The sequence below is a fragment of the Streptomyces sp. MMG1533 genome, from assembly GCF_001279775.1.
Lineage (GTDB): Bacteria > Actinomycetota > Actinomycetes > Streptomycetales > Streptomycetaceae > Streptomyces.
Window position 1 is genome coordinate 38,694 of sequence record NZ_LGDG01000230.1, and the last position, 20,947, is coordinate 59,640.

General features: G+C 70.9%; 12 protein-coding genes. 10 read left to right on the forward strand and 2 right to left on the reverse strand.

All coding sequences use genetic code 11. The annotated features are described in order from the left end of the window. Positions 1-234: 234 nt before the first annotated feature. Entirely contained in the window at positions 235-1,491 is a 1,257-nt protein-coding gene (locus ADK57_RS28535) for a molybdopterin-dependent oxidoreductase (protein ID WP_053752474.1), read from the reverse strand. Positions 1,492-1,604: 113 nt separating this feature from the next. Between ADK57_RS28535 and ADK57_RS28540 the strand changes: the two genes are divergently transcribed. The 4 genes from ADK57_RS28540 (at position 1,605) to ADK57_RS28555 (ending at position 10,719) form a co-directional block, all read left to right on the forward strand. Next, entirely contained in the window at positions 1,605-2,921 is a 1,317-nt protein-coding gene (locus tag ADK57_RS28540) for a hypothetical protein (RefSeq protein WP_053752475.1), read from the forward strand. A 235-nt stretch (positions 2,922-3,156) separates the two neighbouring features. Then, positions 3,157-4,398, forward strand: coding sequence for a TIR-like protein FxsC (locus ADK57_RS28545; RefSeq protein ID WP_053752476.1), 1,242 nt, complete (start codon positions 3,157-3,159; stop codon positions 4,396-4,398). Next, the gene (locus tag ADK57_RS28550; protein ID WP_053752477.1) at positions 4,395-7,547 is read left to right on the forward strand and encodes a KGGVGR-motif variant AAA ATPase; all 3,153 of its coding nucleotides are present in this window, start codon (positions 4,395-4,397) and stop codon (positions 7,545-7,547) included. The genes ADK57_RS28545 and ADK57_RS28550 overlap by 4 nt, the downstream gene beginning before the upstream one ends. Positions 7,548-7,659: 112 nt before the next feature. Continuing rightward, on the forward strand, positions 7,660-10,719 hold the full coding sequence (locus ADK57_RS28555) for a beta-N-acetylglucosaminidase domain-containing protein (protein ID WP_199830704.1): 3,060 nt from the start codon (positions 7,660-7,662) through the stop codon (positions 10,717-10,719). 52 nt (positions 10,720-10,771) lie between these two features. Here ADK57_RS28555 and ADK57_RS28560 read toward each other — a convergent pair whose 3' ends face one another. Next, positions 10,772-11,536 carry a sugar isomerase domain-containing protein gene (locus ADK57_RS28560; protein WP_053752478.1) on the reverse strand — a complete coding sequence of 255 codons (765 nt, stop codon included), beginning with the start codon at positions 11,534-11,536 and terminating at the stop codon, positions 10,772-10,774. A 121-nt stretch (positions 11,537-11,657) separates the two neighbouring features. Here ADK57_RS28560 and ADK57_RS28565 point away from each other — a divergent pair, with 121 nt between their 5' ends. From ADK57_RS28565 to ADK57_RS28590, 6 genes are all read left to right on the forward strand, one after another. Then, on the forward strand, positions 11,658-12,545 hold the full coding sequence (locus ADK57_RS28565; RefSeq protein ID WP_053752479.1) for a MurR/RpiR family transcriptional regulator: 888 nt from the start codon (positions 11,658-11,660) through the stop codon (positions 12,543-12,545). A 133-nt stretch (positions 12,546-12,678) separates the two neighbouring features. Further along, a complete protein-coding gene (locus ADK57_RS28570; RefSeq protein WP_053752480.1) occupies positions 12,679-16,911 on the forward strand; it encodes an NEW3 domain-containing protein in 4,233 nt (1,410 codons plus the stop codon). Further along, positions 16,908-17,534: a hypothetical protein gene (locus ADK57_RS28575; protein WP_053752481.1), complete on the forward strand. Its 627-nt coding sequence runs from the start codon at positions 16,908-16,910 to the stop codon at positions 17,532-17,534. Before ADK57_RS28570 ends, ADK57_RS28575 begins: the two co-directional genes overlap by 4 nt. A gap of 144 nt (positions 17,535-17,678) precedes the next feature. Then, complete coding sequence (locus tag ADK57_RS28580; RefSeq protein WP_053752482.1) at positions 17,679-19,049, forward strand: extracellular solute-binding protein; 1,371 nt, start codon at positions 17,679-17,681, stop codon at positions 19,047-19,049. A 2-nt stretch (positions 19,050-19,051) separates the two neighbouring features. Next, positions 19,052-20,071 (forward strand): carbohydrate ABC transporter permease, encoded by a 1,020-nt coding sequence (locus ADK57_RS28585; protein ID WP_053752483.1) that lies wholly within the window; start codon positions 19,052-19,054, stop codon positions 20,069-20,071. Beyond that, on the forward strand, positions 20,068-20,946 hold the full coding sequence (locus tag ADK57_RS28590; RefSeq protein WP_053752484.1) for a carbohydrate ABC transporter permease: 879 nt from the start codon (positions 20,068-20,070) through the stop codon (positions 20,944-20,946). Before ADK57_RS28585 ends, ADK57_RS28590 begins: the two co-directional genes overlap by 4 nt. The last annotated feature ends 1 nt before the right edge of the window (position 20,947 follow it).

The window sequence follows — 20,947 nt, forward strand, 5'->3', positions numbered from 1 at the left end:
GGCGGCCCGCCGTCTTCACGAGGGCGCGGTCGAGCACGGCGTACAACGGCAGCAGCACCAGGTCGTGGAGGAGGGCCGCGCCCACGAACCACAGCGCGACGCCGAACCAGTCCCCCGCGAGCAGCCGTGCGCCCGCATATCCCGCGAGGGCGAACGAACAGGCGAGCAGCAGGAGTTGAAAGGGGCTGCCGACAGCGAGCCTGGGACGCGTCACCGGTCTCCTCACCGTCCTTTTCACAGGTCACCGAAGGTCATCCGGGCCACCCACTTGGTGTTGAGCACACCGGGCGCCGCGGGCACGATGATCCGCGCCGGGTGGCCGTGGTCGGGGGTCAGATCCTCGCCGTTGACGTACAGGGCGAGCAGGGAGCGCGGGTCGGCGACCTGGTTGGCGCGCAGGGCGGCCCGCCGGAAGGCGCCGCGGCGTTGCAGTGACTCCACGAGGACGTCGGGCGGATCGTCGTACCCGACGAGGGCGGCGAGGTCGCGCAGGCGCACACCGCGCCACCACTGGTCGGACGTCGACCAGCCCTCCACGCAGGCGATGGGCAACGCGGCGCTGTGCAGCGGGAGTCGGAGCAGGTCGGCACGGCCCAGCCGGACGGTCCCGTCACGCCCGGCGACGACCAGCCGCCACGTCTCCTCATTCGTCTCCGCCGCATCGATCCCCGCGTACGCGGCCGTCTTGTTGATCTGGAAGCCGCCCGGTCCCGTGCCCGGTTCGGCACCGCCGTGCGGGGCGAGGAGAGCGGTTCTGCGCAACGGCCCGTCGAAGTTCTGCCCGGCCGTGGTGACGAAGAGCAGCAGCGAGCCGCCGCCGACCAGCCCGAGGGCACCGCGCCGGGACACGGTGGGATCGGCGGGGTCCGGAGCCACCAACTCGGTTTTCTCCTCCCGCAGTTGGCGCAGATTTCGCAGAGCCATCGGTGTCTTCAGTACCGCGTGCGCGACGAACGCGGCGAAGAACACCCAGGCGCCGTAGAAGTGCAGGGGATAGAAGGAGCCAGGGAAGACGTAGTCCAGTTGGACGTTGAGCACACCGGTCACGAACTCGAAGAGCCCGCCGCCGACCAGGAGCACCAGCGAGAGCCGCTCCAGCGCGTGCGCGAGCGACCGGGCGGGCGGCAGCGTGAACAGCTTCGGCACGACCGACCACAGCTTGGCCAGCAGGACGGGCACGAGGGTGATCCCGAGGGTGACGTGGACGCCCTGGTTGAGGCGGTACAGCCAGTGCGGGTCGGTCGGCCAGGAGAAGAGGTAGAAGCCGAGGATCCCCTTGTCCGGCGTCTTGTCGTTCACCGGTGACAGGTCTGGGTTGTAGGCGGCGTACGACAGCAGCCCGGTCACGAACAGCACGGTGATTCCGCCGAGCAGCACGACACCGAGCACCGAGGTGAACCAGGGGCCGCGCAGCGGGCTGCGCCAGAAGGCGGGCGAGAAGGGAGTGCGCGGCGACGAGGGGTTGCGTGGCGATGAGGAGGTGCGGGCCATGCCCCGACCGTAGGCCCGCGCCACCCCGGGGACCGGCCCGCGAACCATGACGAATCTCTGACGTCCACGCCTGTCAGCCGTCCGGGCGAGCCCTCGCGACCTAGCGTTTGTGCGTGAACCGCGATCTGAGACGTGACCTGTACGCGGCCCTGGCCGCAGCACTGCTCGTGGCGACGGCCGTCCTGGTCGGCAACGCCGTCGAGCACCGCGACGGCACGCTCCGCGTCGGATGGCCGCCCCTGCTGGCGACCTGGGATCCGCACGTCGGCCCCGGCACCCCGGCCGCGTTGGCCGTCGGGGTCGCGGTCGTGGCGTACGGCCCCGCCCTGGCCGCCCGGCTGTCGTGGCGCGCGTTGCTCCTGTGCGTGTGGGTCACCGGCATGGCCTGGACGTGGTCCCTGGCGCTCGTCGACGGCTGGCACCGGGGCATCGCCGAGCAGCTGACGACCGGGAGCGAGTACCTCCGGGTCATCGAGCGGTTCGACGACATCCCCGCGACCCTGCGCGACTTCACCGGACACATCCTGATCGACGCGCCCGACAACTGGCCCGCCCATGTCGCCGGCCATCCCCCGGGAGCCACCCTCACCTTCGTCCTCCTGGACCGCATCGGGCTGGGCGGCGGGGGCTGGGCGGGCGCCTGGTGCATCACCCTCGGCACGACGGCGGCGGTCGCGGTCCTGGTCGCCGTACGGACCCTCACGGCCGAGTCGCTCGCCCGCCGCGCCGCCCCCTTCCTCGTCCTCGCCCCGGCCGCCGTGTGGGTCGGCACGTCCGCCGACGGCTACTTCGCGGCGGTGGCGGCCTGGGCGGTCGCGTTCCTCGCCCTGGCGGTGACGGGACACCGGCCGGAGTGGACCGGCTCGGGCTCGGGCCTGCTGTTCGGCCTGACCCTCTACCTGTCGTACGGCCTGACGCTGTTCGCCGTCATCGCCGGCGCCGTCCTCCTCCTGGGCACGCACCGCATCCGCCCGCTCCCCTTCCTGCTGGCCGGGTTCCTGGTGGTGCCGATCGCGTTCACCGCCCTCGGCTTCGACTGGTGGGAGGCGTACCGGCTGCTGGTCCGCCGCTACCACCAAGGCGCGGGCGGGGTGCGGCCGTACGGCTACTGGGTGTGGGCGAACCTTGCGTGCACCGTGCTGATCGTGGGCCCGGCCACGGTGGCAGGGCTGCGGCGCACCGGCGTCACGCTCGCCCACAGGCGCCCCCGGCCGGACGTCCGCCTGGGCGTGCTCGTACTCGCCGCGCTCATCGCCCTCCTCGTCGCCGACCTGTCCGGCATGAGCAAGGCGGAGACGGAACGCATCTGGCTGCCGTTCGCGATGTGGCTGCTGCCGGCGGGTGCGTGGCTGACGGGCGTGCGGGGATGGCTGGCGGCGCAGGCCCTTCTCGCGCTGCTGCTCAACCACTTGCTGCTGACCGGCTGGTGACGGTCAGACGGCCGGCCGCTTCCTCGCCGTCATCACGGCACTGGACGACGTAACCCGTTGGTGGCCATGACGGTTGACGGCCTTTCGGCTCGGGCGCGTCGTCACGGAATCCGGCCCGGCATCCGGCCCGGCATCCGGTCGGTCGAAGATTTCCGGACGGGTCCCCGCCCCCGGTTCCGGTCCAGTAGGGTCGCGCCACCAGACGGAGGCGGACATGGACCACTAGCGAGGGCGTGTGCGGCATTTCTTCTTCAGCTATGCGCGCGCCGACCGCGTGGACCCCTACCTGGACCAGTTCTACAGCGATCTCTGCCGTGAAATATCGGCCCGCGGCGGCCTCGAACCGGAGTCCGTCGCATTCCTGGACCGCGAACAGCGGAGCGGGGTGCCGTGGCCGGCCCTCGTGGGAGAAGCCCTGGCGAACTGCCGGGTCTTCATTCCGGTCTATTCGCCGCACTACTTCACCAGCCCCGTCTGCGGTCAGGAATGGCACGCCTTCTCCGCCCGCGTGGCCGCCCACCGGGCGGCGAACGGGGGCGAGCCGGGCGGCATCGTGCCCGTGTGGTGGGCTCCGCCCCGGGAACTCCCGCCGGTGGCACGGCTCCTGCAGGACTCCCGTGACATGTTCGGTGAGGAATACCGCAAGTACGGACTCCGGTATCTGTTGCAACTGAAGGACAACAGGGACCGCTACCAGGACTTCCTGGTGCGCTACACAGAAATGATCCTGGAGGCGGCGGCCTCGCCTCCGCCGCCCGGACCGGTCCCGGACCTGCTGTCCCTGCCCAACGCGTTCGCCCCCGCCGAACCGTCACCGCCGGCGGCCGAGCGGACCGTCACGTCCCGGGGCAGCGGCGGCCCGCGCAAGGTGGCCTTCGTCGTCGCGGTCGGGGACCGGGAGGACATGGTGCACATCATGCGCACGGGCATGGACGTGTACGGCGACGACCTCGGCGACTGGCGGCCGTACCACCCGGCGTCCTCGGACAGCATCGTCGTACGGGCCCAGGGTGTGGCGTCCGCGCGGAAGATGATGTCCCAGGTGATGTCGGCCGACGACTCCCTGTTCACGCTTCTGGACCGGGCGGCGGAGCACAAGTGCCTGGTCGTGCTGATCGTCGACCCGTGGTCGGTCGGCCTGGACACGTACCAGGAGCTCTTCGCCCGGCTCAACCAGACCCGTTCGCGCAACTCGGTCGTCCTGGTGCCCTGGGACATCGACGAGATGCGCAAGAGCCCGCAGGGCAACCACACGTACGACAGGCTCTATGCCAGTCTGGGGAACTGGATGGACGCCGGCACGGGCACTTTCCGGGGTGACATGCCGTCGATGGAGGACTTCGAGAAGGTCCTCGGCCAGGTCCTCATCGAGATCCAGGGGCGCATCATGCGGATGGCCGAGGTCATGCGCCGCGTGAACGAGACCGGGCCGCAGCACCGGCCGGTCCTGACCGGACCCGGAGGACTGGGGCGTTGAGGTCGCGGATCATCACGTTCTACTCGTACAAGGGCGGCACCGGCCGTTCCATGGGGCTGGCCAACACCGCCTGGATCCTCGCCTCCAACGGCATGCGCGTGCTGGTCGTGGACTGGGACCTGGAAGCCCCCGGCCTGCACCGCTACTTCCACCCGTTCCTGCCCGACCACGAACTTCGGTCCTCGCCGGGCGTCATGGACCTGGTCTGGGAATTCGCGACCGCGGCCATGGATCCCGCCACACCCGACGAGCCGGGCTGGCACGAACGACTCGCCAGGATCCAGCCCTACGCCATGTCCGTCGAGCACGAGTTCCCCGGGCCGGGCACCATCGACTTCGTGCCGGCCGGCCGACAGGACGCCCTGTACTCGACGCTGGTCACCAGCTTCGACTGGAGCAACTTCTACGAGCGTCTCGGCGGCGGCGGGTTCATCGAGGCCCTCAAGCGCAGCATGCGGGAGCGCTACGACTACGTGCTGATCGACAGCCGTACGGGACTCAGCGACACGGCGGGCATCTGCACCGTCCAGCTCCCGGACATCCTGGTCAACTGCTTCGCCCTGAGCACCCAGGCCATCGACGGCGCCGAGGCCGTCGCGGCGTCGGTGCACCGGCAGCGCGCGGACGACCAACTGCGCATGTTCCCGGTGCCGATGCGGGTCGAGGACGCCGAACGGGCCCGGCTGGAGTCGAGCCGCGACTACGCCCGGTCCAAGTTCGGCCGCTACCTCTCCCACCTGCCCGACCCGGAGGGCTACTGGGGCGAAGTCGAGGTGCCGTACAAGCCCTTCTACGCGTACGAGGAGATCCTCGCGACCATCGGGGACCGTCCCAGGCAGCAGGACACCGTGCTGGCCGCCACGGAGCGCATCGTCGCGCACCTCACCGACCAGGAGATCACCCGCTGCGTCACAGAGCTGAAGGAGACCGAGCGCCGGGACCTCCTCGACCGGTTCCGGCGGGCCGGATCCCAGGAGCCGGCCCCCCGCACCTCGAGCGACGGGCGGCACGCCGTCCGGGTGTTCATCTCCTACGCCCACGACTCGGTCGACCACTTCCAAGCCGTCCGTGAACTCTGGTACCTGCTGCGCGGCCAGGGAATCGACGCCCGGTTGGACCGTCCCCCGGGCCAGCGGACGCCGGAGTGGCCGCGCTGGCAGCGACAGCAACTCCTCGATGCCGAGGTGGTGTTGCTGGTGCCATCACCCGCGTACCGGCGGCTGCCGGTGGAGGAAACCGTGCAACTGCGCGACGTCCACGGCGCGCATCCCGACCGCTTCATGGGAGTCGTCCTGCCGGGCGGGTCCCGCGAGGACCTGGTCGACGTGCTGCACGAGGGGGAGGCCACACGGTGGACCACGGTCACCGCTCTGACGCCTGAGGACGTCAGACCTTTGGCGGAGCTGATCAGTCGCCGGGCGCCCGTGGTGAGATCGACCGAAGGCGACCCGCTCGATTCGCCTTGGCCCTGGAGCCGAGTGCACGACGATCCGGAACTCGCCGAGGCGGCCGACGCCCTCAGCCATGCTCTGTACCGGCTGCAGCTGCGGGAACCAGGGCTGCGCAGGCTTCACGAACCTTTTCGGTTCGACATCCGGTGGTCTCTCAACCGCCGGTTCCTGACGCCGGCCGAGGCCGGACGCCTGCCCGTCGGGTCAGGCACGCTGCGGGACGTCGAAGACCTCTTCACGTCCCTGCCCCACGGACGACTCGTCATCCTCGGAGCGGCGGGGTCGGGAAAGTCGTCGGTCCTGGCCCTGCTGGCTTTGGAGCTGCTCCGGCGCCGTGCGGACGTCCCCGGGCTGCCGGTGCCGGTGTCGTTGTCCCTGACGTCGTGGGATCCGGCTGCCCAGACGCTCACGGACTGGATCACCGATCGCCTGCGCATCTGTTACCCGATGGCGCCCCAGACCGCGAGACACCTGGTGACGGCGAACATGGTGCTGCCGATGCTGGACGGCCTCGACGAACTCTCACCGAGCGCGCGGGCCCATGCGGTGGAGAGCCTGCAACGGGACATCCCGCCGGACGGCAGGTACGTCCTGACCTCGCGCACCGCCGAGTACGAGGAAGTCATCCAGCGCGCCGGCCGTACCCTGGCGCGGGCCGCGGTCATCGAGCTCAGGCCCCTTCAGCCGGCTGACGCGATGGCCTACCTCTCCTACAACCGCCTCCCGGGCGACCTGCGATGGGGACCGGTCCTCAACGTCCTCGCCGGGCGCCCCGAGGCTCCGTTGGCACAGCTTCTCACTCAGCCCTTGATGCTCCGACTGGCCGAGGAGGTGTACCGCAGTCCGTCCACCGACCCCGCGGAGCTTCTGCGGTTCCACTCCGAGAGTGACATCCAGAAGCACTTGCTCGACGCCCTGATTCCCGCGACCTACGTCGCCGACCCGGTCTTCGGTCGCGGACGAAGGAGCGCCTACTCACCGGACGCGGCGCGCAGATGGCTCGGTTTCCTCGCGCGGCATCTGGAGCAACGACAAACCCGCGAGTTCGCCTGGTGGGAACTGCACCGGACGTTCAGTCCATGGAGCATGAGACTGCGCCTCGGCTGCTTCGCCGTTCTGCTCACCGCGCCGGTCATGGCGCTGAGGCTCCTCGCGGAGACCGGCGTGTCCGACCTGTTTCCCCAACTCACCCTGACCCTCGCCGGGTGGAGCGGCGTGACAGTTCTGCTGGTGACGTTCACAGCCGTACGGTCTCCTGAACCACGCAGTGGCCTCACGATCCGCGGACGAGGCGCGCTCCGGCTGCCGAGACGCCTGCCGACACTCACCGTTCCTCGGGCGAGCTTGCGGGCGGACTGGCGGGCGACCTTGACGTTCCCCCTGCTGGGGGGCGCCCTGGCGGCCTCGGCCGTCGCAGCAGGAGCGCTGACATCGGTTCGCCCCGTCCTGGCGACGGCATTCCTCTTGTTGCTCACGGCGCTCCTCACCCTCATCCTCACCCTCCGTAACAGCGCCTCGGGAAGATACTGGGTAACCGTCTTCTGGCTGGCTCTGCGGGGCCGACTGCCCTGGCGGCTCATGCGCTTCCTCGACGACGCACACGCACGCGGCGTACTGCGCCAGGCCGGGTCGTTCTACCAGTTCCGCCACGCCCGCCTCCAAGACGTGCTTGCCGACCGGGACCACCAAGTCCATTGAATGTACAATTCAACATCTCTACCATCAGTCGGTGGATGCATTCACCCACGGCCTCCGAGGAGAACCCGTGCTTCCACCCACGCGCCTCAGACGTACGGCCGTCGCCCTGCTGATGGCCGTCGGGCTCGCAGCCCCGACCAGCCAGGCATCGGCAGCCCCACGCCCCGCCGTACCGCAGGTCTGGCCGACCCCGCAGAGCATGCACACGGGCCCCCGCCAACTCACCGTCCCCGACCGGGTCGTCGAGGTCGTCGGCCCCGGCACCGACCCGTCGGCCCGCCGGGTCGTCGAGGCCGTCCTGCGCGCCGCCGGTGCGAGCCGGATCACCACCGTCGACGCCGACGACCAGCCACCCCCCGCCGGACTCACCGTCTATCTCGGCGGCCCCGGCGAGAACAGCGCCACCGGAAAGGCACTCAAGCAACTCGGCGCCGCACCACCGGACGGCCTCGCCTCCGGCGGTTACGTCCTGGCATCCGGCCGCAAGAACGGCCGGTCCCTCCTCGCCCTGTCCGGCGTCGACACCACCGGCACCTTCTACGCGACCCAGACCCTGCGCCAACTGGTCCATGGCAAAGGCGTGTTGCCCGAAGTGACCATCCGCGACTGGCCCACCGCCGCCTTGCGCGGAGTCATCGAGGGCTTCTACGGCACCCCCTGGACGCACGCCGAGCGGCTCGCCCAACTCGACTTCTACGGCCGCACGAAGCAGAACGTCTACGTCTACTCCCCCAAGGACGACGACTACTTGCGGGCCCGCTGGCGCGACGCCTACCCCGCCGCCGAACTGGCCCGGCTCGAAGAACTGGTCGACCGGGCCGGCGCCGACCACGTCCGCTTCACCTACGCCCTCTCCCCGGGACTGTCGGTCTGCTACTCCTCCGACGCCGACATCAAGGCCCTCACCGCCAAGTTCGACTCGCTGTACGCGATCGGCGTCCGCTCCTTCGCCATCCCGCTGGACGACATCAGCTACACGAAGTGGAACTGCGCCGAGGACGAGAAGGAGTTCGGCACCGGAGGCGGTGCGGCCGGTGCCGCGCAGGCCCAGCTGCTCAACACGGTCTGGAAGAGATTCACCGAAGCCCACCCCTTTGGCCTGCACCCCCTGGAGATGGTCCCCACCGAGTACTCCGACCTCGCCGACTCCCCGTACAAGAAGGCGCTGCGGGAGCGGTTGGACCCGTCCGTGGTCGTGGAGTGGACCGGCGTCGGCGTGATCGCGCAGGCCATCACCGCCGACCAGGTCGCGCAGGCCCGTGAGGTGTACGGCCATCCGATCCTGGTCTGGGACAACTACCCGGTGAACGACTACGTCACCAGCCGTCTGCTGCTCGGCCCCTACACGGGCCGCGAGCCGGGGGTCGCGAGCGCCGCGACCGGCGTGAGTGCCAATCCGATGGTCCAGGGGGAGGCGAGCCGGATCGCGCTGTTCACGTCCGCCGCCTATCTGTGGAACCCGGACGCCTACGACCCCCGGGCCGCCTTCCTCGCCTCCGTCCGCGACCTCGCCGGAGCGGGAACCGGTGCCGCCAAGTGGCTGCGCATCTTCGCGGAGAACAACTACTCCTCCCAACTCGACCCGACCGAGTCCCCCACGCTCACCCGCCTCGTCGCCGACTTCCGTACGGCCTACGAGCAGGACAGCGGCCTCGATCGAGCCGCCGCCGCGCTCCAGGCCTACTTCGCCGACATGGCCGCCACGCCGGCCGAGTTGCGCGCCCGCCTCGACAACCCCGGGTTCCTGCAGGAGACCTCGGCCTGGCTGGACAAGCTCGGCCGGTACGGCACCGCGGGGCGGACGGCCGTAGACCTGTTGCTCGCCAACAAGCGGGGCGACACGGACGCGGTCACCACGTACTGGAACCGGCTCCGGACCGAGCGCAAGGAACTGGACGCCATTCCCGAGCAGGTCTCGCCGGGTGTCATGGATCAGTTCCTCTACAGGACCATGCTGGACAACGCCCCCGATCCCGGTGTCGACGCCTCCTTCTCCCCCGCCTCCCTCTCCCTGAAGCCCGGCGCCTCCCGGACGGTGACCCTCGCCCTGGCCGACGAGCGGTCCACCGCCGCCAAGACCGTCTCCTGGAAGCTCGCCGTGCCCGACGGCGTCACGGCCTCGCCCGCCGAGGGCACCGCGACCGTCCCCGCCGGGGGCACGGCCTCGGCCACCGTCACGCTGACCGCGGACACCCCGGGCGTCCACTCCGTCGTCGTCTCGGGCGACGGCGTCCTCAGTCGCGCGATACCGGTCCAGGTCACGGATACCGCAGGCACGTTCAGAGCCCTCACCGCCAACTTCAGCGGCGCGTCCGTCAGTTCCGTCGACCTCGCCACCGGGAAGAGCACCGACATCGCCGTCGGCAACAACCCCGGCGAGGTGGTCGTGAGTGCCGACGGACGGACCGCCTACGCCGCCAACCAGGGCTCGAACACGGTCAGCGTGATCGACGTGGCCGGCGACACCGTCACCGCCACGGTCGCCGTCGGCCGCGTCCCCGCCGGTCTCGCGCTCACGCCCGACGGCGGCACGCTGTGGGTCGCCAACTACACGGACGGCACTGTCCAGCCCGTGGACACCACCACGCTGAAGGCGGGCACGGCCGTTCCGGTCGGCTCCGGGCCCGAGAACATGGCGATCACACCCGACGGCCGGACCCTGTACGTGGCCGACATCCACGACGACACCGTCACCCCCGTCGATCTCACCACACAGAAGGCCGAAGCCGCCGTCCCCGTGGGCCCCCGCCCCTTCAACGTCGTGGCCGCTCCCGACGGGAGGACCGTGTACGTGTCCGACTCCGGCGGCTCGACCGTCACCCCGATCGACACGGCCACGAACGACACCGAGCCGACACTCCTGGTCTCCGGCCAGGCGTACGGTCTCGCCCTCTCGCCGGACGGCCGCACCCTGTGGGTCAGCCCCAGCAACGGCGACACCGTCACCCCCGTCGACACGGTCACCGGCGCGCCCGGCACGGGCATCGAGGTCGGCAGGTCCGCGTTCGACGTAGGGCTGGACTGGAACGGCGGCACGGCGTACGTCACCACGGCCGACGGGAACAGCCTGGTACCGGTGGACACGGCCTCGGGCACCACCGAGCCGGCCCTGGCGACCGGCGCCTATCCGCTCGCCGTCGCTCTGACACCCGTACCCGTACCCGTCGGATGAACGGCCGTGGCCGGGGCCCGCTCACGGGCCCCGGCCACCAGCCCTGTGAGGCTCAGCTCGCGGTGCGCCGGATCCGTCCGGCGTACCGCTTCTCCAGCTCCAGGTTGCCCTCGAAGCCGCCGGGCACGTTGGCCGAGACGTACACCGGCGGCCGCTCCCCGGCGGCGAGCAGCCGGGCGGAGGCTTCCGCGACCGCCATCTGCACCAGCATCACGCCGGTGAGCGTGGACAGGGCGCACACCGCGCCGCCGCCGGGAAGGTCGAGGAGGGCGTCGCCGCGTGGGGCCGCGTTGTCGAGGACGACGTCGGCGAGGTCGGCGAGCTTCTTGCCGCTCGGGTGGCCGGCGGGGACGGCGCGGGTGTGCGCGACGGAGGTGACGGCGAGGACGCGGTGGCCCTGTTCCTTGGCGTGCAGGGCCATCTCGACGATGACGTTGTTGACGCCGGAGTTGGAGATGATGACGAAGAGGTCCTGGGAGTTCGGGGTGGCGAGGTCGTAGAGGCGCGCGGCCACGCCTGCCCGGCGTTCGAGGAGCGGGTCGTCGAGGACGCTCGGGTCGTCGCCGCCGTAGAGGACGAGGTCGGCGATGCTCAGGCGGTTGGTGGGCACCAACCCGCCCGCGCGGCCGGCGAGTTCGAGGACGATCGCCTGCGAGTGGCCGGTACCGAAGGCCTGGATGACACCGTCGGTGCGGATGCACCCGGCGATCAGTTCGGCGGCGCGGGCCACGTCCTCGCGGGCGGACTCGGTGACGTGCTGGAGGACGGCCAGGCTCTCGCGCGCGAACCCCTGGGCGCTGACGGACTCGACGGACACGCGACACTCCCCACTACTGATGGATTGAACCACCCTATACATCTCCAGCGGTGAATCAATAAATCACGAGCGGTCCTGGTATTCAATCCACCCCCTGAACGGTGGCTGATACATTCTTCCCATGCCCCCGACGGACGTCACCACACTGATCCGCACCGAGCTGCCCCGGCTGGCGGGCTCCCTGCGGAAGGTCGGCGAGCTGATCCTGGAGGATCCGGCCGCCGTCACGCACTGCTCGGCCGCCGAACTGGGCCGCCGCACCGGCACCTCCCAGGCCACGGTGACCCGCTTCTGCCGCGCGATCGGCCTGGACTCCTACCAGCACCTGCTGATCGAGCTGGCCCAGGAGCGCGGCCGGGGCGAGGCCTCCGACTGGGGCACCGCCGAGATCGGGCCGGACATCTCCCCCGACGACGACCTGGAACGGGTCGTCCAGGTCGTCGGCACCGCCGACCTGCGCGCGGTCCAGCAGACCATCGACCGGATCGACCTCGACGCGATCGAACGCTCGGCCCAGGCCATGGCCCGGGCCCGGCGGATCGACGTGTACGGCGTCGGCGGCAGCGGTGCGGTGGCACAGGAGACCGAGACCCGGCTGTTCCGCATCGGCTGCTCGGTGCGCGGCTGGACCGAGGTGCACGGAGCGACCACCTCCGCCGCCCTGCTCACCCCGGCGGACGTCGCCATCGGCATCTCCCACTCGGGGGCCACCCGGGAGACCATCGAGCCGTTCGAGCTGGCCAAGGAGCGCGGCGCCACCACCGTGGCGATCACCTCCGACCCGCGCTCGCCGCTCGCCAAGGTGGCCGACCTCCGCCTGATCTCCGCCACTTCGGAGACCAGCTTCCTCCACACGGGCAGCATCGGCGGCCGGCACTCCGTGCTCGTCCTCATCGACTGCCTCTACGTCCGGGTCGCGCAGCTCTCCTACCAGCGCGCGAGCGCCTCACTGGCGCTGACCGACCACATCACCCCGCACCACACGGTGAAGAACCGACGCGCCCGCTGATCCCGACCGGAGGCACCGGCCGGCTCCGGCCGAAGATGCATGGATGAACCACCGAGGAAACGTAAAGATGGTTGTTTGAACCACCCCCTCGGTGCCACGATGGGGCTCCCCCGAGCATCCTCGTAGGAGCCCCATGCGCGTGTCCTCTGTCGAGTCGACCGAGCTCTTCGTCAAAACCGCCGAGCAGCCGCGCCAGGTGGTCGCCGTCGAGCTGAGCCACACCCCCGGCCGGACCGTCCGCCTCACCGTCGAGGGCCCCGGGATCACCGGAGAGGCCCGCGTGACGACGGCCGACGACGGCACCGCGCACGCCGAGATACCCGTGCACACCGACCTGGCCGTCGGTGAACGCCGCGAGATCGCCGTCACCGCCGTCGACGGCGACCGACTCGCCCGCCGTACAGGCGAGTTCACGGCAGCCGAGCCCGGCTGGACCATGTTCATGGTCAGCCACTTCCACTACGACCCCGTCTGGTGGAACACCCAGGCCGCCTACACCGAGACCTGGGACGTCGCCGACGACCCGGCCCTCACCGGTCTGCCCGCCCGCACCTTCGACTCGCGCGGCCAGTCCGGGATGAGCCTGGTGCGGGCCCACTGCGATCTGGCGCGGCGCGACCCGGCGTACACCTTCGTGCTCGCGGAGGTCGACTACCTCAAGCCGTACTGGGACGCCTTCCCGGAGGAGCGGGCCTTCCTGCGCGAGCTGATCCGCACCGGCCGCGTCGAGATCATGGGCGGCACCTACAACGAGCCGAACACCAATCTCACCGGCGCGGAGGCGACCGTACGCAACGCCCTGTACGGCGACGGGTTCCAGCGCGGGATCATCGGGGCGTCCCCGGAGACCGCCTGGCAGCTGGACGCGTTCGGGCACGATCCGCAGTTCCCGGGGCTGATGGCGGACGCGGGGGTCACCTCCAGTTCGTGGGCGCGCGGTCCCTTCCACCAGTGGGGGCCGACACTGTCCGTGTTCGGGGAGGAGCCGCGGGACCCGCAGCGGATGCAGTTCCCGGCCGAGTTCAGCTGGATCGCCCCCTCGGGGCGCGGGCTGCTGACCGCGTACATGGTCAACCACTACGGCGCCGGCTGGGCGATCGACAACGCGCCGACCCTGCCCGAGGCGGAGGCGGCAGCGCTCAAGCTGTTCAAGGGGCTCAAGAAGGTCGCGCTCACCCGCAACGTGCTGCTGCCGGTCGGCGGGGACTACGCGCCGCCGTGCCGCTGGGTGATGGGCATCCACCGGGACTGGAACGACCGGTACGTCTGGCCGAGGTTCGTCAGCGCGATCCCGCGGGACTTCTTCGCCGCCGTACGCGCGCAACTGGAGGCGGAGGACCGCAGGGCGTCTCCGCAGACCCGGGACATGAACCCGGTCTACACCGGCAAGGACGTCTCCTACATCGACACCAAGCAGGCCCAGCGGTACGGCGAGGCACTCCTCGCCGACGCCGAGGCCTGGGCGACGCTGGCCTCGCTGGTCACCGGCCACGCCTACCCCGACGCGGCGCTCGACAAGGCGTGGCGGCAGTTGATCTACGGCGCCCACCACGACGCCATCACCGGCTCCGAGTCCGACCAGGTGTACATCGACCTGCTCACGGGGTGGCGGGAGCTGTACGACCTCGCCGAGACCGTGCACGCCGACGCGACCCAGGCCCTCGCCGACCGGGTCACGAGGGGCACCGGGTCCGACCTGGTCGTCTTCAACTCCGCGACCTGGCAGCGGCGGGACGTGCTGACGATCGACGATCCCGGGGCGGTGCCCCTGGGCGACGACTTCCGGCCGCTGCCCGCCGTACGCGAGGAGGACGGTCGGCTCCGGGTCGTCGTACCGGAGGTGCCGGGCATGGGCCTGAAGGCGCTCCCCCTCTCGGCGGGCTCCATACCCGAGTGGACCCGCGGCGAGGGCGTGACCATCCGCAACGAGTTCTACGAGGTGACGGTCGACCCCGCGCGCGGCGGGGCCGTCAGCAGCCTGCGCGCGCTCGCCGAGGAGGGCGGCCGGGAGCTGCTGCGCCCCGGTGACATCGGCAACGAGCTCGTCGTGCAGGAGGAGTACCCGAGGCATCCGCGCTTCGGCGAGGGTCCCTGGCACCTCACGCCGACCGGCACGACCGCCGCCCGCAGCCGGGACGTGCGGGCCGACATCGATGTCGAGCACTCCCCGGCCGGCTCGCGCATCACGGTCCGGGCCGATCTCGGCCTGTTGCGGTACACCCAGCGGCTGACCCTGTGGGCGGGCGTCGACCGGCTCGACGTCGCCACGACCGTCGACGGCTACGACGGCGCCGACCGGCTGATCCGCGTGCGCTGGCCGTCGGACGTGCGGGGCGGGCTGCCGGTGCACGAGGTGGCGGACGCCGTCATCGGGCGCGGGTTCGGGTTCGTGGAGGTGGACAGCGAGCGGTTCCCATGGACGCTGGACAACCCGGCCAACACCTGGTTCGGGCTGGGGTCCACCGCGCGGGTCGCGGTGCGGGACGACTCCGGTGCCCTCCTCGGTCACCGTGCGATCGGGGTCGCCGAGCTGGTGTACCCGGACTGGGACACAGCCGGTGAGCTGGGCACGCCGCTCGCCGCGGCCCTCGTCCGTGCGGGCGTCACCGCGACCTCGACGATCGCCGGCGGCCCCCGCTACGGCGACCTGGAGGTCGACTCCAACCTCCCCGACATCCGGATCGCCGTCGGCGGCCCCGACCGGAACTCCGTGGTCGCCGAGGCGCTGGGCTGGGACCCGGCCGCCGGGCGGGAACTCGCACGGCAGCTGGCCGAGCGGGGCGTGGCGGCCGTGTGGGTCGCGCCGCGCGCCGGGCTGCGCGAGGAGTGGGTGCCCGGGGCCGACCTGCGCGACCTGGAGCGGCTGCCGCTGCTCGTGGTGGCGGGGGCGAGGCCCGAGGACGACGCCAAGGCGGTCGAGGTACTGATCGCCGACCTGGACGACTTCAGCATCACGGCCACCGCGGCGGGCGGCGGTGAGGCGCTGCCCCCGGGCGACGCCTGGGACGGGCGCGGCTTCGCCGTCCTCAACCGGGGCACGCCCGGCTGCGTGGTCACCGCCTCCGGCGACCTCTACATGTCCCTGATGCGCTCCTGCACCGGCTGGCCCTCCGGCATCTGGGTCGACCCGCCGCGCCGCACGGCTCCCGACGGGTCCGCCTTCCAGCTCCAGCGCTGGTCGCACACCTTCGAGTACGCCGTCGTGGCGGGCGAGGGCGACTGGCGGGAGCTGCAACTGCCCGCGCGCGGGCACGAGTTCAACCGTCCGCTCACCGCGCGGCTGCGTGCCGAGGGCGGAACCGAGGGACTGCCCAGGAGCGCCTCCCTGTTCACACTGGAGCCCGCCCGCGAGGTTCTGCTCGACGCCCTCAAGCCCCTCGGCTCCCCGCTCGCCCGGGGCAGCGCGGCGCCCGCCGACCCGGGGCGCGGCGTCGTCGTACGGATGCACGAGGTGAACGGGCGGCCGGTGCGGGCGCGCGTGCACGGGCCGTCGGAGTGGGCGCAGGGCACCCGTGCGGACGTACTGGAAAGGCCCGGGGAACGGCTGGCGCCGGACCGGGAAGGGGGCCTCTTCGCCGCACTGACCGGCTTCGAGGTGGCCACCGTCCTGGCCACGCCGGCGCCGGGCAGCCGGCCGGAGCACGCCCCCGGCGTCGCCGCCCGGGAGCCTGCCCAGCCGGTCCACACCCGCTACTGGCTCCACAACTCCGGGCCCGCCCCGCGCGGCAACATGCCCGTGGCCGTATACGTCTCGCCCGCCGCGCTCACCGCCTGCGGCCCCGTCACCGCGACCGTCCGGGTCGGCTCGGAGCTGACCGACGCCCCCGTGTCGGGCACGGTGGACTTCGAGGTGCCGGCCGGCTGGTCCGCCGAGCCCGCCGAACTGCCGTACGCGCTGGGCCCCGGCGGCTTCACCCTGGCCGAGGTCACGGTGACGCCGCCGGCCGACGCCGAGCCCGGCCGGCACTGGCTGGCGGCCCGGCTGTCGTACGGCGGGCAGACGTACGAGGACGTCGTGGCGCTCGACGTGCCGGGCGGGCAGGCCGGGCCAAGTCTGCTGTCCAGCCTGGGAGTTGATCGGATCACGGTGCGCCGGGACGAGCGCGTCAGGGTTCCGGTGACCGTGCGCAACACCACCCTCGGGCCGGTGAGCGGCCAGTTGTGGGCGGTGTCGTCCTGGGGCACCTGGCCGGGGGTCGGGCCGGGCCTCCAGGGGTTCACCGTGGCAGGCGGGGAGCAGCGGGAGTGTGTGATCGAGGTGGACGGCTCGGCGGTGCCGCCGGGGTCGTACTGGCTGATGGCGAAGGTCGCCTGGCACGGCTGCGTCGCCTATACGGAGGCGGTCGTTCTGGAGGTGACTCCATGAGCGGGCATGCGGCCATGGTGAACGGTGAGGCGGTCGCGAAGGAGCGCGTGGACGCCCTTCTGCGGGCCGTTCCGCCGCGCGACCGCGAGACCCGGCCTGAGGCCCTCGCCCGGGCCGAGCGGCAGCGCAGGCGCTGGGCGACCCAGGTGGTCGTCACCGACGAACTCGCCCGCCGGGCCTGCGCGGACCGGGGCCTGAGGCCACCGGCGGAGGCGTCCCCGGCGCAGGTGCTCGCGGTGGCCGAGACGGACGTGGCCGACCTCGGCAGCATCGTCGCGGCGGCGCTCGCCCACTCCCCCGCGGCGCGGGTCCTGCTCGCCCGCCTCGAGCGCGAGCAGGACATCCCCGAGGCGGCCGTACGGGACTACTACGAGCGCAACCGGGACCGCTTCCTCACCCCGGAGGCGCTCAGACGCGGGACCGACCCCTTCGGCGCGGCCGCGGGGGCGGACTTCCTGCCGTACGAGGACGCCCGCGCGGCCATCGTGCGCGAGCTGCGGCGGGCGGCGGGCCGGCGGGCCTTCTTCGACTGGTTGGACCAGGCTCGTGCGGGCGTGGTGTACGCGCACGGCCACGAGCATCCGGGCGATCCGTCGCACCCGGACCACGAACACCGGCACTGATCTCCGACGGAACCTAAAAGCAACACGGCAACCCATTGACCTCCGATGAATTCTGGTCCACATTTTCATCAATCGGAGTCGAAGTTGGTTGATTGAACCAGCCAACACACCCTTGACTCGCCCGGTCGCAGGAGGGCCCATCACATGCGTGCAAGAAGACTGACCCGCACCCTGACCTGTATCGCCGTTCTGTCGCTGACCGCCGCCGGCTGCGGCCTGTCCGGCGGTTCCGACAGCGGCGACGCCACCGCCGGCGGCTGCAAGGTCGACAAGGGAAACGTCGGGTCGGGGAAGCTCTCCGGCGACGTCAAGGGCAAGATCACGTTCCAGACGACCAACCTGAAGAAGGACTTCGGGGACTTCTTCAACGGAGTGATCAAGGCGTTCGAGAAGGCCCACCCGGACGCCTCGGTCAAGTGGATCGACGACCCCGGCGACGCGACCTTCGGCCAGCGCACCGTCGCCGACGCCCAGGCCTGCACCCTGCCGGACGTGCTCAACGTCGACTCCCCGACCGCGACCTCCCTCACCAAGGCCGGCTACCTGCTCAACCTGGGCGTGAAGGACCCGGACGCCGGCAAGCCCTTCGTCCCGGCGTTCTGGAAGTCCAGCACCATGAAGGACTCCTCGGGCGCCTCGGTGCACACGGTGCTGCCCTGGTACACCGGCGGCGTCGTCCTGACGTACAACACCGACCTGCTGAAGAAGGCCGACATCGACCCGGCGAAGCCGCCGACGACGATGTTCGGGCTGTTCGCCGACTACGAGAAGATCGCCAAGGCGGCCGACGGCAAGTACTACGCGACGATGGCCAACCCGGTCTGGCGGATACCGGCCGACTGGGACCAGATGAACATCAAGACGCTGTCCGCCGACGGCAAGTCGGCCGTCTTCGCCGACGACCCGCGCACCGTGCAGTGGGTCGAGTGGATGACGAAGCTGTACAAGGAGGGCGCGATGCCGAAGGACTCGCTGTCCTCCAACAACGACCCCTCCACGCTCTACAGCCAGGGCAAGGTCGCCTACGGTTCGACGAACCCGAGCTTCGTGCGCTTCGTGAAGCAGAACAGCCCGTCGGTCTACGCCAAGACCGCCGTCGGCCAGCAGCCCTTCGACGCGCTCGGCCACACCACCGGCGCCCCGCAGTACATCGCGACCGCCGCGACCAGCAAGAACGCCCCCACCGCACTGGCGTTCGCGGAGTTCCTCACCAACGCCGAGAACCAGACGGCCTGGTGCAAGGACCCGAACGTGGTGATCTTCCCGACGACCACGACCTCGCTGGACGACCCGTTCTTCCAGAAGGTCAGCGGTGACGACCCGTTCTCCGAGGCCCGCAAGCTCGTCGCCGAGCAGCTCAAGACGGCCACCGCCTACCAGACCAACATCTCCACCGCTGTGCAGAACGCCATCGTGGGCCAGGTGCAGCTGGCCATGCAGGGCAAGAAGAGCGCGGCGGACGCCGTGAAGGACGCCCAGGAGAAGGCCGACAACCTGCTGAAGCAGGCAGGCTGACGGTGACGGCACAGATCACGAGCCCGGTGTCCGTGCCCGGCGTGGAGGCCACGGCCTCCGTGCCGGGCCCGGCCCCGTCCCGCATACGACGACTCTCCCGGGCGGTGCTGCCCGGCCCCGCTCCCGGCGCCAACGGCGCGGCGATGTACCGCCGTTGGTGGCTGCCCTGGCTGTGGACCGCTCCCGCGATCGTCTGCGCGGTGGTGTTCGGGGTGTTCCCGTTCCTCAACACCGTGCTGCTGTCGTTCACCGACGCCAAGCCGCTCGGCGGCGCCGCGAGCTTCGTCGGGCTCGACAACTACACGCGGATGCTGGACGACTCCGACTTCTGGCTGGCGACCCGCAACAGCGTCCTGTACGCGCTGATCGTCGTCCCGCTGATGGTGCTGCTGCCGCTGCTGCTGGCCGTCCTGGTGGAGAAGAACCTGCCCGGCATCGGCTTCTTCCGCTCCGCCTTCTACACCCCCGTCCTCGCCTCCAGCGTGGTCGTGGGTCTGAGCTGGCAGTGGCTGCTGGCCGACGACGGGCTGGTCAACACCTGGCTGGAGAAGGCCCATCTGATCAGGAGCGCCATCCCGTTCCTGTCGGACTCGTGGCTGATCCTGCTGTCCGCGATGGGCCTGACCCTGTGGAAGGGACTCGGCTGGTACATGGTCTTCTACCTGGCAGCCCTCGGAAACGTGCCCAAGGAACTGCACGAGGCGGCCGCCATGGACGGCGCCGGCGCCGCCCGCCGCTTCTGGCACATCACCGTGCCGGGCGTGCGGCAGGCCATGATGCTCGTCGGCACGCTCACCGGTATCGGCTCGCTGCGGGTGTTCACCGAGATCTACATGCTGGGCAGCGCCACCGGCGGCCCCGGCGGCGCCGACCGCACCCTGCCCTTCTACATCCGGGACGTCGGCCTGGACCCGGTCACCGGCAACGCCGGCTACGGCTCGGCCGTCAGCGTGGCCCTGTTCCTGCTGACGCTGGGGCTGACCCTGCTGGCGCAGCGCCTGACGAAGGAGGACGACGCATGACCACGGCTGTGGAGAAGCGCCGGCGCCTGATGCCGCGCTGGCGGGACTACGGCCGCCCCCGGGAACTGGTCGTCCGCTACCTGCTGCTGTTCCTCGTGCTCGGTCTGACCATCGGGCCGCTGCTGTGGCAGTTGCTGGCCTCGCTGAAGAGCACCGGTGAGGACGTCTTCGGGGCGAACGCCTCCCTGCTGCCCGAGCACCCGACCCTGCGGGCCTACCGGACCGTCTTCGAGCAGGTGCCGGTGGCCACGTACATCAGGAACAGCCTGATCGTGGTCGCCCTGTCGGTCACCAGCCAGCTGGTGTTCTCCACCACGGCCGGCTACATGCTCTCCAAGCCCGCCTGGAAGGGCCGCAAGGCGGTCTGGGTCGTGCTGATCGCCTCCATGATGTTCCCCTTCGAGTCGATCATGGTGTCGCTGTTCCTGAGCATCCGCGACCTGGGCCTGGTCGACAGCCTGGCGGGCGTGTGGCTGCCCGGGTTCGTCGGCGCCATCAACGTCCTGCTGATGCGCGGTGCGTTCCTGGCGGTGCCGCGCGAGATCGAGGACTCGGCCATGCTCGACGGCGCGAACGAGTGGCAGCGCTTCCGGCACCTGTACCTGCCGTCCGCCTGGGGCGCGATCCTGGTGGTCGTCATCAACACCTTCATCAGCGCCTGGGACGACTTCCTGTGGCCGCTGATCGTGTTGCGCTCGGAGAGCAACATGACCCTGACGCTGGGGCTCTCCCGGCTGCAGAGCTCCTCGTTCGGCTACGACCAGCGGATGGTCATGGCCGGTTCGGTGATCTCCGTGATCCCGGTGCTGGTGCTGTTCGTCATCACGCAGCGGTGGTTCTACAAGGGCGTGTCGTCGGGGGCCGTGAAGCTCTGAC

Excerpts from the sequence above, each read along its gene's own strand:
- ADK57_RS28535 (WP_053752474.1), bottom strand. The coding sequence starts at position 1,491 with ATGGCCCGCACCTCCTCATCGCCACGCAACCCCTCGTCGCCGCGCACT.
- ADK57_RS28555 (WP_199830704.1), top strand. The coding sequence starts at position 7,660 with ATGGCCGTCGGGCTCGCAGCCCCGACCAGCCAGGCATCGGCAGCCCCA.
- ADK57_RS28565 (WP_053752479.1), top strand. The coding sequence starts at position 11,658 with ATGCCCCCGACGGACGTCACCACACTGATCCGCACCGAGCTGCCCCGG.
- ADK57_RS28570 (WP_053752480.1), top strand. The coding sequence starts at position 12,679 with ATGCGCGTGTCCTCTGTCGAGTCGACCGAGCTCTTCGTCAAAACCGCC.
- ADK57_RS28575 (WP_053752481.1), top strand. The coding sequence starts at position 16,908 with ATGAGCGGGCATGCGGCCATGGTGAACGGTGAGGCGGTCGCGAAGGAG.
- ADK57_RS28580 (WP_053752482.1), top strand. The coding sequence starts at position 17,679 with ATGCGTGCAAGAAGACTGACCCGCACCCTGACCTGTATCGCCGTTCTG.
- ADK57_RS28590 (WP_053752484.1), top strand. The coding sequence starts at position 20,068 with ATGACCACGGCTGTGGAGAAGCGCCGGCGCCTGATGCCGCGCTGGCGG.